Origin of the sequence: Rhizobium sp. TRM95796, assembly GCF_025779995.1 — a bacterium.
GTDB lineage: Bacteria > Pseudomonadota > Alphaproteobacteria > Rhizobiales > Rhizobiaceae > Rhizobium_E.
In genome coordinates this window covers 64,525-78,322 of the sequence record NZ_JAOXHE010000010.1, presented here as the reverse complement: position 1 = coordinate 78,322, position 13,798 = coordinate 64,525, and the positions used below count along the sequence as shown (strand labels likewise).

Sequence of the window (13,798 nt, the reverse complement as noted above, 5' to 3'; positions counted from 1 at the left end):
CCCCTTGTCTCTTATTTTACCGCGCCGAAGGTCAGGCCGCGCACCAATTGCTTCTGCGAGAACCATCCCATGATCAGGATGGGGGCGATGGCGAGGGTCGAAGCCGCCGAGAGCTTCGCCCAGAACAGGCCCTGCGGGCTGGAAAACGAGGCGATGAAGGCGGTCAGCGGCGCGGCGTTGGTGGTGGTCAGTCGGATCGACCAGAAGCTTTCGTTCCAGGCCAGGATGATGTTGAGCAGCATGGTCGAGGCGATGCCCGGCACCGCCATCGGCGTCAGCACATGCACGATCTCACCCCATAGCGTCGCCCCGTCCATGCGGGCGGCCTCGAGGATCTCGCCCGGGATTTCACGAAAATAGGTATAGAGCATCCAGACGACGATCGGCAGGTTGATCAGCATCAGCATGATGGTCAGGCCGATGCGGCTGTCGAGCAGGCCGAAATCGCGAAACAGCAGGTAAATCGGCACCAGCACGGCGACCGCCGGCATCATCTTGGTGGAAAGCATCCACATCAGGATGTCCTTGGTCTTGCTGGTCGGCGCGAAGGCCATTGACCAGGCGGCGGGAACCGCCACCAGCAGAGCCAGGATCGTCGACCCGACCGACAGGATCACCGAATTCATGAACGGCTTGAAATAATCCCGTTGGGTCTGGACCTCGATATAGTTTTCGAAAGTCCCGGAGGGGATGAGGCTGAAGCCCTGGATCGCTTCGCTCTCCGTCTTGATCGAAGTGATCAGCGTGTAGAGGATGGGAAAGAAGATCAACAACGCGACCGACCAGGCGGCGACGGTGAAGAAGGCTTTGCGGCGGGTCGAAACGGCGCGGGCCATGGGTCTCTCCTTACTTGTCCAGGTTCTTGCCGACGGCGCGCATCAGGAAGAAGGCGACGATGTTGGCGAGGATGACGGCGATGATGCCGCCCGCGGATGCTCCGCCCACGTCATAGCCCAGCAGCGCGGTGCGGTAGATCAGGAAGGCGATATTGGTGGAGGCGTAGCCGGGGCCGCCATTCGTGGTGACCAGAATTTCCGCATAGACGCCGAGCAGGAAGATCGTCTGGATGAGAATGACGACGGTGATGGCGCGCGAAAGATGCGGCACGACCAGATAGATGAAGCGGCTCCAGATGCCGGCGCCGTCCATTTCGGCGGCTTCCTTCTGCTCGCCGTCGAGCGACTGCAGTGCGGTCAGGAGAATGAGCGTCGAGAAAGGCAGCCACTGCCAGGCGACGATGACGATGATGGAAAACAGCGGATACTGGGCGAACCAGTCGACAGGCTGAAAGCCGAGCGCGCGGTTGATGTCGGCGAGAACGCCGTAGCCGGGATGCATGATCATGTTCTTCCACACCAGCGCCGCGACCGGCGGCATGACGAAGAAGGGCGATATGACCATGATGCGGACGAAGCCCTGGCCCCACATGTCCTGGTCGAGTAGCAGGGCGATGAGCACGCCGCCGATCACCGTGATCAACAGGACGCCGCCGACCAGCACCAGCGTGTTGTAGATCGACTGGAAGAAGGCGGGATCGGTATAGAAGAAGCGATAGTTGAACAATCCGGCAAAACTCACATTGCCCGGGTTCAACAGATTGTAGTTCTGGAACGAGAACCACAGCGTCATCGCCAGTGGCACAATCATCCAGATCAACAGCAGCCCCACTGATGGAGCCATCATTGCGCGCGCGAGCGTTCTCGTCTGTTGCGTCGCCATCGTTTCCTCCCCTGCGCAGCGGTATGGTGAATTGTCGAGACAATAGATGTCGCGCTTGGGCGCGGAATGATTCTTTGAAAAAGGCTGCCCGGAGGGGCCGGGCAGCAAGGTCAGGCCTGGGAGCCTGTGGATTACTTGATGTAGCCGGCGCGGGTCATTTCGCGTTCGGACACCTGCTGAGCCTGAGCCAGCGCATCGTCAACGCTCATCTGACCGGCGAGAGCCGCCGAGAACAGCTGGCCGACAGTGGTGCCGAGGCCCTGGAATTCAGGGATCGCCACGAACTGGACGCCGACATAGGGGACCGGCTTGACGGTCGGCTTGGTCGGGTCGGCAGCGTTGATGGAGTCGAGGGTCATCTTCGCGAACGGAGCGGCCTTCTGGTAGTCGGCGTTTTCGTAGAGCGAGGTGCGCGTGCCCGGGGGAACGTTGGCCCAACCTTCCTTGTCCGCCACCAGCTTCAGATAGTCCTTGCCGGTCGCCCAGGCGATGAACTTCTCAGCTGCTTCGACCTTCTGCGAGCCTGCGGGGATCGCGAGGTTCCAGGCCCAGAGCCAGTTGCCGCGCTTGCCGAGGCCGTTGTCCGGAGCCAGGGCGTAACCGACCTTATCGGCGACGGTGGAATCCTTGGGGTTGGACACGAAGGATGCGGCGACGGTGGCGTCGATCCACATGCCGCACTTGCCCTGCTGGAAGAGCGCCAGGTTTTCATTGAAACCGTTCGAGGACGCGCCCTGCGGACCGGCGTCGTTCATCAGCTTCACGTAGAAATCGAGCGTGTTCTTCCATTCCGGCTGGTCGAACTGGGGCTTCCAGTTTTCGTCGAACCAGCGGGCGCCGAAGGAGTTGGACATGGCGGTCAGGAAAGCCATGTTTTCGCCCCAGCCGGCCTTGCCGCGCAGGCAGATGCCGTTTACGCCGGTGGCGCGGTCGGTCATCTTGCGGGCGGCGTCGGCGATGAAGTCCCAGGTCGGAGCGTCGGGCATGGTGAGCCCGGCCTTTTCGATCAGGTCCTTGCGGTACATGACCATGGAGCTTTCGCCGTAGAAGGGCGCTGCGTAGAGCTTGCCTTCCACAGTCAGGCCGCCGCGGATAGCCGGCAGCAGATCGTCCACGTCATAGTCCGCGCCGAGATTGTCGAGCGCGACCAGCCAACCCTGCTTGGCCCAGATCGGAGCTTCGTAGGTGCCGATGGTCATGACGTCATACTGGCCGCCCTTGGTGGCCACGTCGGTGGTTACGCGTTCGCGCAGAACGTTTTCTTCCAAGGTCACCCAGTTCAGCTCGATGCCGGGGTTCTTCTTGGTGAAATCGTCCGTCAGCTTCTGCATACGGATCATGTCGCCATTGTTGACGGTGGCGATCGTCAGGGTCTCGGCGTTCGCGAGGCCGAACATCGCCAATGCCGAGCTTGCGCCCAGCAGGAAAGTCTTCAGGTTCATGGTCTTCCTCCCAGAAGAGAAACTTGAGCAAATGCCATGCTCATGGGCAGATATTCACTTCGTCCGGAAAACTGTCAATAGGGATTCTTTTTTGCAGCGCCGAAAGGACGATGCAAGTCTCTGAAATATCGAATAAAAAAAACCGGGACGCACACGCTGCCCGTCTTCCAGGGCGCGCGTGAAGTCCGCTTTGGTTGGAAAGGCGAGGTGGCGGTCAGCCGGTGAGCAGCATCCGGGCTGCGTCTTCATCGGTGATCAGGCCGTTGATTTTGCCGCCGATGACGGCGGCGCGAATGGCCTTGTGCTTGCGGACGCCTCGTCCCAGGCCGATGACCGTTGACGCGTCGCGGGAGGGGATCGGCAGGCTCGCGACGCGGTCGTTCACCCCATGTGCGAGGAGTTTTCCATCCGGTCCGAAAATCCAGCCGCAGATTTCGCCGACCGCGCCGGCTGCGAGCAACTCCTCCATCTCCGCATCGTTCAAGAATCCGTCGACCAGCAGCGGCGCGTTCAGCGCCATCTCGCCGATGCCGACGAAAGTGACGTCGGAATGCTTGCCCAGATCGATGGTCGTGGCCATCAGCGGCTGGCGATGCAGCAGGTCCCGTTCCGCCTGCGAAGACACGATGACGGGCAGCGGCATCGGGAAGTGCGGCGCCTTGACCGCATCGGCCATGGAGAAGATGACGTTGAAATAGGCGGCCGATCCGTCCGGGCTGATATTGCCGGTGAGCGACACAATCTTATGTTGTGGGCACTCCATCGGCGACAGCTGGTCGATGACGGCGCGCAGCGTGCGGCCGGTGCCCATGGCGATCACCAGCGGGTCGCTGCGCTTCAGCCAGCGTTCGAGCTCGGCGGCGCCGGCCTCGGCCACGCCGATCGCCGTGTTTCCAGCATCCGGATCGCTCGGCACGATTTCGACCTGCTTCAGTCCAAAGCGATCCTTGATCGCTTCGGCGAGTTCGAGACAGGCGGCGATAGGGTGATCCAGCCGGACCTTGACCAGCTTTTCAGCCACCGACAATGAAATCAGACGTTGTGCGCTCTGGCGGGAAATGCTCATGATCGAGGCGATTTCGTCCTGGGTGCGGCCGGCGACGTAATAGAGCCAGCCGGCGCGCGCCGCCTCGTCTAAGCGTCCTTGATTGTCCGGTCGTTTCGCCATGGTTATTCTGCCTGCCATCAGTCTGTCGGCCATTTGCTGCCAAGTTTCTGACGACCTGTCAAATATCTTCAGCCGCTTTCGCCCTCGACGAAGGTCATCGGCCAGAGCTGGCGTTGCGGCGCATCCGGATAATGTTCGCGGTAGCCGGGCATGGCGGCCAGCAGGCTTTCGGCAAGAGCGGCCCCGAGATCGCGAAGCGACAGGTCGAAATAAGTAAGGCTTGGCGCCAAAAATTCCGCCTGCGGACTGCGCATGCCGATCACCGCGATGTCGCGGCCGGGCGACAGGCCGACTTCGGCGAGGCCCCGGTAAAGGCCGAGCGCCACCGATTCACTGACCAACAACACGCCGTCGGGGCGCTTGTCCGAACTGAGGATCTGGCTCGCCACATCGTAGCCGCCTTTTTCGCTGGCCGCGGCGTGGTAAATCTGCGCGTCCGGCAGATCGAGACCGTATTCGGCGAGCACCTGACGGCATCGCTCGATATAAACATAGCCGAGATTGAGGTCTCCATGCGGCCAGACGAAGGCCAGGTCGCGTTTGCCCCGCTCGACCATGCGCCGCACCGAGCGTTCCGCCATGCCTTCGAAATCCAGGTCGATCCACGGCTGATCGACGTCGGTGAGGCTTCGGCCGAGGGTGATGAAGGGAATTTTGCGGCGGGCGAGGTACTCGAAGCGAGCCTCTTGCCGCCGGGTCGCGGAGAGGATGACGCCATCGGCGAAACCGCGCGCCACCATGCGTTTCAGGTATTCGTCGGGATCTTCTTCGGACGAGCACAACATCGCCACCAGGTCGAGGCTATGGCGGGCGAGGACGGTCTGGACGCCGTCGAAGACGCTCATGAAGAAGGTGTCGCCGCGACCGGTGATTTCGGGGCCCGTCTGCATCATGAATCCGATGACCCCGGTTTCGCCTTTCCGCAGCGCGCGACCCGACTGATTAGCCACGTAGCCCAGCTTTTCGGCCGCGTCGAGGACGCGCTTGCGCGTATCCGGATTGACGTCCGGTTTACCGTTCAAGGCGCGGGAGACGGTGCCGATCGAAATCTTGAGATGGTCGGCGAGTTGGCGGATGCCTGTCATGCTGTCTCGATGCGCTCCGTGATCGTTTACGGAAACCCTATTGACAAATATCGATTCCTGTAAATAGTATCGTAAACGTTTACGGAGCGCGAAAGAGGAGTTTCGCTTCCGTCGGTGGAGGAAATCAGTGACATATTCAGCCGTTTTGTGCGGTTGCGGAGCTATGGCCAAGGGCTGGCTGCGTGCGATCGCCGAACACGAAGACCTCAAGGACAAGGTCGCCATCGTCGGGCTTGTCGATCTCGATGAAGGCGTGGCCCGCGGGCTGGCCGCGGAATTCGGGCTGACCGACGCCGTCATCGGCTCCGATCTCGCATCCGTCCTGTCCGAAACATCTGCCGATCTCCTGTTCGACGTCGTCGTGCCGCCGGCGCGCAAGGATGTGGTGAAGACGGGGCTTGCCCATGATTGCCACGTCCTATCCGAAAAGCCGATGGCCACCTCGATCAAGGACGCCGAGAGCCTGATCCGGAAGGCGCGCAAAAGAGGTCTGACCCATGCGGTGGTTCAGAACCGCCGTTACATTCCGGGCGTCAGGCGGATGAAAGCCTTCGTCGAATCCGGCGCGATCGGCGCGATCACCGGCGTCCATTGCGATTTTTTCATCGGCGCGCATTTCGGCGGTTTTCGCGATGAGATGGACAATGTCCTGCTGCTCGATATGGCGATCCATACCTTCGACGCCGCCCGCTTCGTCTCCGGCAAGACGCCGAAGGCCGTCTATTGCCATGAGACCAATCCTGCCGGTTCCTGGTATGCGCATGGCGCTTCGGCTTTCGCGATTTTTGAGATGAGCGACGACGTGACCTTCACCTATCGCGGCTCCTGGTGCGCCGAAGGCGCCAACACAAGTTGGGAAAGCCAGTGGCGGATCACCGGCGAGAAGGGCACGCTGCTCTGGGATGGGCTGGATCAATTCTCCGCCCATCGCGTCGCCGCAGACGAAGGGTTCCTGCGCGATCAGGAAGAGATTTCCGTGCCCGACGCGCCTGATCTTGCAGCGACCGAGGGGCACGCCAGCGTCCTTTCCGCCTTTATCCGAGCGATCGAAACCGGAACGCCGCCGGAGACGGCGGGCGAAGACAATATCAAGAGCCTTTCCATGGTGTTCGCCGCCATAGAAAGCGCAAGGCGCGGCAAGCGCGTCGTCATTTCCAAGGAGTAACAGATGAGCAATCCGGCAAAGTCGATCCGTGTCGGCACAATGGTCAGCGCCAGCGGCGGCAAGGCGGCCGAGCGCATCGGCCAGATCGCCGATATGGGCTTCGAGAGCTTCGAACCCTTCTTCTGGCAGACCACCAATGGCCAGGATCTCGCCGATCTCGGCAAGCGATGCACGGACGCCATCGGCGACCGCGACATCACCATTTCCACGCTCGGCATGTTCGGCAATCCGCTCGAGACGACCGAGATCGACCAGATCACGCTTCAGGGCTGGAAGGACTGCATCGACAACGCCCATCATTTCGGCGCGACCTGCGTGGCCGGCTTCACCGGCCGCATCCGGGGCAAGCCGCTGACCGACAGCCTGCCCCGCTACAAGGAGATCTGGAGCGAGCTCGCCAAGCGAGCCGCCGACAAGGGCGTCAGGATCGCCTTCGAGAACTGCGCCATGGACGGCGACTGGCGGAGCGGCGACTGGAACATCGCCCATAATCCCGACGCCTGGGAGCTGATGTTCAACGAGACGCCGGATGAGAATATCGGACTCGAATGGGAGCCCTGCCATCAGATGGTCTACCTCATCGATCCGCTGCCGCAGATCCGCAAATGGGCAAGCAAGATCTTCCATGTGCATGGCAAAGACGCGACCATCCGCTGGGAGGTGATCCGCGAGCACGGCATTTTCGGCAAGGAGAAATTCGTCTTCATGCGCACGCCGGGCTTCGGCGACACCAACTGGACCGACGTGATTTCGGAGCTGCGCCTGGCCGGATGGACCGGTTCGATCGACATCGAGGGCTGGCACGATCCCGTCTATCGCGACGCGCTCGAAATGACCGGTCAGGTCCACGCGCTCAACTATCTCAAGAATTGCCGGGGCGGCGACTTCGTCATCGACCCGCAATGAGAATGCCCAGGCGGCAGGGAGGAAAGCCGCCCGGATCACTCTGAACCTGAATGGAGGAGAACATGGGTATCAGGAAATTTCTCATGGCGGGCGCGCTGGCGCTCGCATCCGTCTCTGCGCTCGGCCTGTCCGCGCATGCCGAGGACGTGAAGATCACCGTCTGGTCGCTCGACCGCGACATCCAGCCGGCGCCCAATCTGATCAAGGATTTCAACGCTCTGAAGAACGGGATCACGGTCGAGTACCGCCAGATCCAGTTCGACGATGTGGTCAGCGAGGCCATGCGCGCTTACTCCACCGGCCAGGCGCCCGACATCATCGCCGTCGACAACCCCGAGCACGCGCTGTTTTCGTCGCGCGGCGCCTTTCTCGACCTGACCGACCGGATCGCCAAATCCACGGTGATCAAGCCGGAGAACTATTATCCCGGCCCGTTGAAATCGGTGATGTGGGACGACAAATATTTCGGCGTTCCCAAGGCCACCAATACGATCGCGCTCTATTACAACAAGGACATGTTCAAGGCGAAGGGTCTCGATCCCGCCAAGCCGCCGCAGACCTGGGACGAATTGGTCGCAGCCGCCCGCAAGCTGACCGACCCGGCCAACAATGTTTACGGCCTGGCGTTCTCCGCCAAGGCGAGCGAGGAGGGGACCTTCCAGTTCCTGCCCTGGGCGCAGATGGGCGGCGGCGGCTATCAGCAGATCAACGCGCCGGGCGCTGTGAAGGCGCTGGAGACCTGGAAGACCATCATGGACGAAAATCTCGCGTCGCCTGACACATTGACGCGCGGCCAGTGGGATTCCACCGGAACCTTCAATTCCGGCAACGCCGCCATGGCGATCTCCGGCCCCTGGGAGCTCGACCGCATGCTGGAGGAAGCCAAGTTCGACTGGGGCGTGGCGTTGCTGCCGGTTCCCGAGGCGGGCGCGCAGCGTTCTTCGGCCATGGGCGACTTCAACTGGGCGATCTTCTCGAACACCCAACATCCCGACGAAGCCTTCAAGGTGCTCGAATATTTCGCCTCGCAGGATGACAAGATGTTCGAAAAGTTCGGGCAGTTGCCGGCCCGCTCCGACATCACCATTGCCGCGACCGGAAAGCCGCTGAAGGACGAGGCGCTCAAGGTCTTCCTGGAGCAGTTGAAATACGCCCAGCCGCGCGGTCCGCATCCCGCCTGGCCGAAAATCTCCAAGGCGATCCAGGACGCGATCCAAGCGGCGCTGACCGGCCAGATGAGCCCCAAAGAAGCGCTCGACCAGGCGGCGGAGAAGATCTCCGCCGTGCTGGGCTGACGCCACAGGCTTTCCTCCTCGCGGGGGAAGGCCATCCGTTCCTCCCGAAGGGGCCGTCTCGCTCGACCGAGGCGGGCGGCCCCGAGGACGTCTAGTTTTCGCGGGGTTCCATGAAGAGATTCCTCACCAGCCTGACCGACGGTCGCGGCTTCGACATCGGCCTCGTGGCGCTGCCGCTCGGCTTCCTGTTCGTGATGTCCGGTCTGCCGCTGATCTACAATGTGCTCATGAGCTTCCAGGAAGTGGACATGTTCTCGCTGGGCACGTTCATCCGGCCTTTCGTCGGCTTCAAGAACTACGTCGCGCTGTTTTCTCAGCCGGAGACCTGGCCGATCCTGCGCAATACGGCGGTCTTCGTCGTCGCCTCGATCGCAGGCCAGTTTTTGATCGGGTTCGGTCTGGCGCTGTTCTTCTGGAACGATTTTCCGGGATCGAGCTGGCTGCGCGGCCTGTTTCTCGTGTCCTGGGTCATGCCGGGCCTCGTGGTCGGCGCGATCTGGAACTGGATCCTTTCCGGCGATTTCGGCGTGCTCAACTATTTTCTGCGCGAGGCGGGCGTCATTTCCGGCAATATCTTCTGGCGGTCCGATCCGCATTATTCGCTTTGGGCGGTGATCCTCGCCAATATCTGGCTCGGCACGTCCTTCAACATGATCCTGCTCTCGGTTGGACTTTCGGGTATCCCGAAGGATCTTTATGAGGCGGCGGAACTCGATGGGGCGGGCGTCTTCCAGCGTTTCGTCACCATCACCCTGCCTATGATGCGCTCGACCATCGGCGCGATCATCTCGTTGGGTCTCATCTTCACCCTGCAGCAATTCGATCTCTTTGCCGGCATCACCTCGGGCGGGCCCAACAATTCCTCGAATGTGGCGCAATACTGGGCCTGGGATCTCTCGTTCAAGCAATATGATTTCGCCCGCGGCGCGACCGTGTCGGTCATCATGATCGTCTTCGTCATGATCGCTTCTGTCGTCTATGTCCGCTCGACGCGGCAGGAGGTGCGGGGATGACCGAAACCTTTCGAAACCGGTTGATGCTCGCCATCGCGCTCGTTCTGGCGGCGATCTATCTCTTTCCGCTTTACTGGATGTATATCACGGCGCTGAAGACCGGCTCGGCAATGTTCGCCACGCCGCCGAACTTCTGGCCGACCGATCCGCAATGGGGCGTCTATGGCGCGGTGTGGCAGGCCAGGGGCGTCGGCCGCTTTCTGTGGAATTCGCTGCTGATCGCCCTGGGATCGGTGGTGCTGATCACTATCCTCGGCGCCGGCTGCGCCTATGTTCTGGCGCGCTACCGCAATGTCTGGATCGATATCGGCCTGTTCCTGATCCTGATGCTGCAGGTCCTGCCGGCCTCGCTGATGATCACCCCCATCTTCGTCGGCTATTCGCAACTCGGCCTGCTCGAATACCCCCGGCTGGCGGTGATCATCGCCATCGCTGCCAAAATCATGCCCTTCTTCGTCGTGCTTGTCCGCGCGACCTTCATGAGTGTGCCGATCGAACTCGAAGAGGCGGCGATGGTCGACGGCAATTCCCGTATCGGCGCCTTCTTTCATATCGTGCTGCCGCTGGCCCGCAACGGCATCCTCGTCTCGGCCATCCTGATCTTCATGCAGGCCTTCGGCGAATTCGTCTATTCCAAGTCGATCATCCAGGCGATCGAGTATCAGCCGGCAAGCGTCGGGCTCTATTCCTTCATGGGACCCAACACCAATGAGTGGAACAACATCATGGCCTTCGCCTCGATGTATGTGACGCCGATCCTCGCCCTTTTCGTTCTTCTGCAGCGCCGCATCGTGTCCGGCCTCACGTCAGGAGCCCTCAAATGATTCCGCAAATCGAGTTGACAGGCGTCAACAAGCATTACGGCGCCTATCATGCGTTGAAGAATATCGATCTTACGATCAAAAAGGGCAGTTTCGTCGCGCTTGTCGGTCCTTCCGGGTGTGGCAAGTCCACGCTGCTGCGGTCGCTCGCCGGTCTGGAAAAGATCAGCCAAGGCCGGATGACGATCGCCGGCCAGGATATGCGCGACGCGCCGCCGCGCAAACGGGACATCGCGATGGTCTTCCAGTCCTATGCGCTCTATCCGCATATGACGGTGGAGGAGAATCTCATGTATCCCCTTCGCATGCGTGGAACCGACAAAGCCGCCGCCAAGGCCAAGGCCGCGGAGGTGGCTGCGATCACCGGCCTTTCCGGTCTTCTCGATCGCTATCCGCGCCAGCTTTCGGGCGGCCAGCGCCAGCGCGTCGCCATGGGGCGCGCCGTCATCCGCAATCCCAAGGCCTTTCTGTTCGACGAACCGCTCTCCAATCTCGATGCGGCGCTGCGCGTGTCCATGCGCAAGGAAATCCGGGCGCTGCACGACCGGCTGGGCGCGACCTCCGTTTATGTCACGCATGATCAGATCGAGGCGATGACCATGGCGGATCACGTCGTGGTGATGAAAGACGGGGTGATCGAACAACAGGGCGCGCCGCTGGAACTCTATGACCGGCCCGCCAACCGCTTCGTCGCCGGTTTCATCGGCTCGCCTGCGATGAATTTCGTGGCCGCAACGGGCGCTGGCGGCTGTCGCGTGGTTCTCGACCTGCCGGGCGCGCCAGAACTCGCCGTTGCGCAGCCCTTCGAGCCAGGCCGCAAATTGCTCGCTGGCCTTCGCCCGGAGCATCTGAAGGTGGCGCATGGCGAGGAAGCCGGCTTCACCCTGCCGGTGTCGCTGATCGAATCCACGGGGTCGCTCACCTATATCGTGCTCGGTTCAGGTCAGAGTGAAATCACCGTGGTGGAGCAGGGCAGGGAGCGTGTGCGGCCGGGCGACAGCCTGCGGCTGACAATCGAGCCGGGACTGGTGCATCTGTTTGACCCGGAGACGGGGCGGCGGGTGTGAGGTCAGGCGTGAACGCCAGCGTCGACGCTGTCGATATAGGCTAAGACCTCCTGAACTCGGCCCTCGCGAACAAGATCGCGAGCGGTCGCGCATCCGTGACCCGGCAACGGCGTCCTGGTCAACCAGTTCCAGGCTTCGTTCTCGTCGCTGAACCGCATGATGATGCGGTTGACGATCTCTTGCTCTTCCACACCAAATGGCATCGTTTCTTTTGTCATGTCCGCGTCGCCTTGATGCTGTCCTTTACCACTATACCATCAGTGACGGGCGGATGGTCAGAAAAACTGCGACAGATGGATTTTCGCATGCCATAAGGGCGCCCGCGTCAACCAGTCCAGATAAGCCATGATCCGCCTCGAAAACATCTCCAAGCAGCTCAGCCACCGCATCCTGTTCATCGAAGCCTCCGCCGCCCTCAACAAGGGCGAGAAGATCGGTCTCGTCGGCCCCAACGGCGCGGGAAAATCGACGCTGTTTCGGATGATCACCAGCCAGGAACTGCCCGATGAAGGCCAGGTTTCGGTCGATAAGGGCGTGACGATCGGCTATTTCGACCAGAATGTCGGCGAAATGGCGGGCCGCAGCGCCGTGGCGGAGGTCATGGAAGGGGCGGGGCCTGTCAGCGCGGTGGCGGCCGAGCTGCGTGACCTCGAAACCCAGATGTCCGATCCGGACCAGATGGACCGGATGGACGAAATCATCGAGCGCTATGGCGAGGTGCAGGCGCGCTTCGAGGAGCTCGACGGCTATGCGCTGGATGGCCGCGCCCGCGAGGTGCTGGCCGGTCTCTCCTTCACGCAGGAGATGATGGACGGCGATGTCGCCAAGCTGTCCGGCGGCTGGAAGATGCGCGTGGCGCTGGCCCGCATCCTGCTGATGCGCCCCGATGTGATGCTGCTCGACGAACCGTCGAACCATCTCGACATCGAGAGCCTGATCTGGCTGGAAAACTTCCTGCGCGGCTATGACGGCGCGCTTTTGATGACCTCGCACGACCGCGAATTCATGAACCGCATCGTCACCAAGATCATCGAGATCGATGGCGGCACGCTGACCACCTATTCCGGCGACTACGGCTTCTATGAGGGCCAGCGGGCGCAGAACGAGAAGCAGCAGCAGGCGCAATTCGAGCGCCAGCAGGCCATGCTCGCCAAGGAAATCAAGTTCATCGAGCGCTTCAAGGCGCGCGCCAGCCATGCGGCGCAGGTGCAGAGCCGCGTCAAGAAGCTCGAAAAGATCGATCGCGTCGAGCCGCCCAAGCGCCGTCAATCCGTCGCCTTCGAATTCCGCCCTGCGCCGCGCTCGGGCGAAGACGTCATCAACATCAAGGGCGTGCACAAGAAATACGGCTCCCGGTCCATCTATGAAGGCCTCGATTTCAGCGTCCGCCGCCGTGAGCGCTGGTGCATCATGGGCGTCAACGGCGCCGGCAAATCCACGCTTCTGAAGCTTGTCACGGGCACGGCGGAGCCGGACGAGGGAACGGTGGCGATCGGCGCCAGCGTCAAGCTCGGCTATTTCGCCCAGCACGCCATGGATCTGCTCGACGGCGACGCCACCATCCTCGAATGGCTGGAATCGTCGTTTCCGCAGGCGGGTCAGGCGCCGCTCCGGGCGCTGGCGGGTTGTTTCGGCTTCTCGGGCGACGACATCGACAAGCGCTGCCGCGTGCTCTCGGGCGGCGAAAAGGCGCGGCTGGTCATGGCCAAGATGCTGTTCGATCCGCCGAATCTCCTCGTTCTCGACGAGCCGACCAACCATCTCGATCTCGACACCAAGGAAATGCTGATCAGGGCGCTCGCCGATTACGAGGGTACGATGCTGTTCGTCAGCCACGATCGCCACTTCCTCGGCGCTCTGTCCAACCGAGTGCTGGAGCTCACCCCCGACGGGGTTCATCGCTATGATGGCGGCTATACCGAATATGTCGCGCGCACCGGACAGGAAGCGCCCGGCATTCGCGGCTGAGACTCGTTTTCGGCGAGCCAGGCCTGTGAAAATCGTTCCGGTTTGGGAAGGCGATGTCGTTCGACGCCTCCCATTCTGGACCATTCACATCTCATTTTACTAAAGCATGGCACTATTTGCCGGTTCCAAGGCACCGGCTGACTGATTGA

General features: G+C 61.6%; 13 protein-coding genes. 7 read left to right on the top strand and 6 right to left on the bottom strand.

The window, feature by feature from the left end; translation table 11 throughout:
• Positions 1 to 11: 11 nt before the first annotated feature.
• From OCK01_RS20210 to OCK01_RS20190, 5 genes are all read right to left on the bottom strand, one after another.
• Positions 12 to 836 (bottom strand): carbohydrate ABC transporter permease, encoded by an 825-nt coding sequence (locus OCK01_RS20210; RefSeq protein ID WP_182829859.1) that lies wholly within the window; start codon positions 834 to 836, stop codon positions 12 to 14.
• A gap of 10 nt (positions 837 to 846) precedes the next feature.
• Positions 847 to 1,719 carry a carbohydrate ABC transporter permease gene (locus OCK01_RS20205; RefSeq protein ID WP_182829860.1) on the bottom strand — a complete coding sequence of 291 codons (873 nt, stop codon included), beginning with the start codon at positions 1,717 to 1,719 and terminating at the stop codon, positions 847 to 849.
• Between the two features lie 131 nt (positions 1,720 to 1,850).
• Positions 1,851 to 3,161: an ABC transporter substrate-binding protein gene (locus tag OCK01_RS20200; RefSeq protein WP_263825503.1), complete on the bottom strand. Its 1,311-nt coding sequence runs from the start codon at positions 3,159 to 3,161 to the stop codon at positions 1,851 to 1,853.
• 214 nt (positions 3,162 to 3,375) lie between these two features.
• On the bottom strand, positions 3,376 to 4,329 hold the full coding sequence (locus OCK01_RS20195) for a sugar-binding transcriptional regulator (RefSeq protein WP_263825502.1): 954 nt from the start codon (positions 4,327 to 4,329) through the stop codon (positions 3,376 to 3,378).
• Between the two features lie 68 nt (positions 4,330 to 4,397).
• Entirely contained in the window at positions 4,398 to 5,414 is a 1,017-nt protein-coding gene (locus tag OCK01_RS20190; RefSeq protein WP_182829863.1) for a LacI family DNA-binding transcriptional regulator, read from the bottom strand.
• A gap of 127 nt (positions 5,415 to 5,541) precedes the next feature.
• On the opposite strand from OCK01_RS20190, the gene OCK01_RS20185 reads away from it, so the two are divergent.
• The 6 genes from OCK01_RS20185 to OCK01_RS20160 all read left to right on the top strand — a co-directional run bounded on the left by OCK01_RS20185 (position 5,542) and on the right by OCK01_RS20160 (position 11,681).
• Positions 5,542 to 6,579, top strand: a complete 1,038-nt coding sequence (locus OCK01_RS20185) for a Gfo/Idh/MocA family protein (protein WP_263825501.1) — start codon at positions 5,542 to 5,544, stop codon at positions 6,577 to 6,579.
• A 3-nt stretch (positions 6,580 to 6,582) separates the two neighbouring features.
• The gene (locus OCK01_RS20180; protein ID WP_263825500.1) at positions 6,583 to 7,485 is read left to right on the top strand and encodes a sugar phosphate isomerase/epimerase family protein; all 903 of its coding nucleotides are present in this window, start codon (positions 6,583 to 6,585) and stop codon (positions 7,483 to 7,485) included.
• Positions 7,486 to 7,547: 62 nt separating this feature from the next.
• Positions 7,548 to 8,780, top strand: coding sequence for an ABC transporter substrate-binding protein (locus OCK01_RS20175; protein ID WP_263825499.1), 1,233 nt, complete (start codon positions 7,548 to 7,550; stop codon positions 8,778 to 8,780).
• 110 nt (positions 8,781 to 8,890) lie between these two features.
• Entirely contained in the window at positions 8,891 to 9,793 is a 903-nt protein-coding gene (locus tag OCK01_RS20170; RefSeq protein WP_182829867.1) for a carbohydrate ABC transporter permease, read from the top strand.
• Positions 9,790 to 10,617: a carbohydrate ABC transporter permease gene (locus tag OCK01_RS20165; protein ID WP_263825498.1), complete on the top strand. Its 828-nt coding sequence runs from the start codon at positions 9,790 to 9,792 to the stop codon at positions 10,615 to 10,617. The genes OCK01_RS20170 and OCK01_RS20165 overlap by 4 nt, the downstream gene beginning before the upstream one ends.
• Positions 10,614 to 11,681, top strand: a complete 1,068-nt coding sequence (locus OCK01_RS20160) for an ABC transporter ATP-binding protein (RefSeq protein ID WP_263825497.1) — start codon at positions 10,614 to 10,616, stop codon at positions 11,679 to 11,681. The genes OCK01_RS20165 and OCK01_RS20160 overlap by 4 nt, the downstream gene beginning before the upstream one ends.
• Before the next feature lie 2 nt (positions 11,682 to 11,683).
• Here OCK01_RS20160 and OCK01_RS20155 read toward each other — a convergent pair whose 3' ends face one another.
• Complete coding sequence (locus OCK01_RS20155; RefSeq protein WP_263825496.1) at positions 11,684 to 11,899, bottom strand: hypothetical protein; 216 nt, start codon at positions 11,897 to 11,899, stop codon at positions 11,684 to 11,686.
• A 127-nt stretch (positions 11,900 to 12,026) separates the two neighbouring features.
• Here OCK01_RS20155 and OCK01_RS20150 point away from each other — a divergent pair, with 127 nt between their 5' ends.
• Positions 12,027 to 13,649, top strand: a complete 1,623-nt coding sequence (locus OCK01_RS20150) for an ABC-F family ATP-binding cassette domain-containing protein (protein WP_263825495.1) — start codon at positions 12,027 to 12,029, stop codon at positions 13,647 to 13,649.
• Positions 13,650 to 13,798: the final 149 nt, after the last annotated feature.

Bases quoted from the DNA above. Each gene is read 5' to 3' on its own strand.
- OCK01_RS20210 (WP_182829859.1), bottom strand. From the start codon at position 836: ATGGCCCGCGCCGTTTCGACCCGCCGCAAAGCCTTCTTCACCGTCGCC.
- OCK01_RS20205 (WP_182829860.1), bottom strand. From the start codon at position 1,719: ATGGCGACGCAACAGACGAGAACGCTCGCGCGCGCAATGATGGCTCCA.
- OCK01_RS20200 (WP_263825503.1), bottom strand. From the start codon at position 3,161: ATGAACCTGAAGACTTTCCTGCTGGGCGCAAGCTCGGCATTGGCGATG.
- OCK01_RS20195 (WP_263825502.1), bottom strand. From the start codon at position 4,329: ATGGCGAAACGACCGGACAATCAAGGACGCTTAGACGAGGCGGCGCGC.
- OCK01_RS20190 (WP_182829863.1), bottom strand. From the start codon at position 5,414: ATGACAGGCATCCGCCAACTCGCCGACCATCTCAAGATTTCGATCGGC.
- OCK01_RS20180 (WP_263825500.1), top strand. From the start codon at position 6,583: ATGAGCAATCCGGCAAAGTCGATCCGTGTCGGCACAATGGTCAGCGCC.
- OCK01_RS20175 (WP_263825499.1), top strand. From the start codon at position 7,548: ATGGGTATCAGGAAATTTCTCATGGCGGGCGCGCTGGCGCTCGCATCC.
- OCK01_RS20170 (WP_182829867.1), top strand. From the start codon at position 8,891: ATGAAGAGATTCCTCACCAGCCTGACCGACGGTCGCGGCTTCGACATC.
- OCK01_RS20165 (WP_263825498.1), top strand. From the start codon at position 9,790: ATGACCGAAACCTTTCGAAACCGGTTGATGCTCGCCATCGCGCTCGTT.
- OCK01_RS20160 (WP_263825497.1), top strand. From the start codon at position 10,614: ATGATTCCGCAAATCGAGTTGACAGGCGTCAACAAGCATTACGGCGCC.
- OCK01_RS20155 (WP_263825496.1), bottom strand. From the start codon at position 11,899: ATGACAAAAGAAACGATGCCATTTGGTGTGGAAGAGCAAGAGATCGTC.
- OCK01_RS20150 (WP_263825495.1), top strand. From the start codon at position 12,027: ATGATCCGCCTCGAAAACATCTCCAAGCAGCTCAGCCACCGCATCCTG.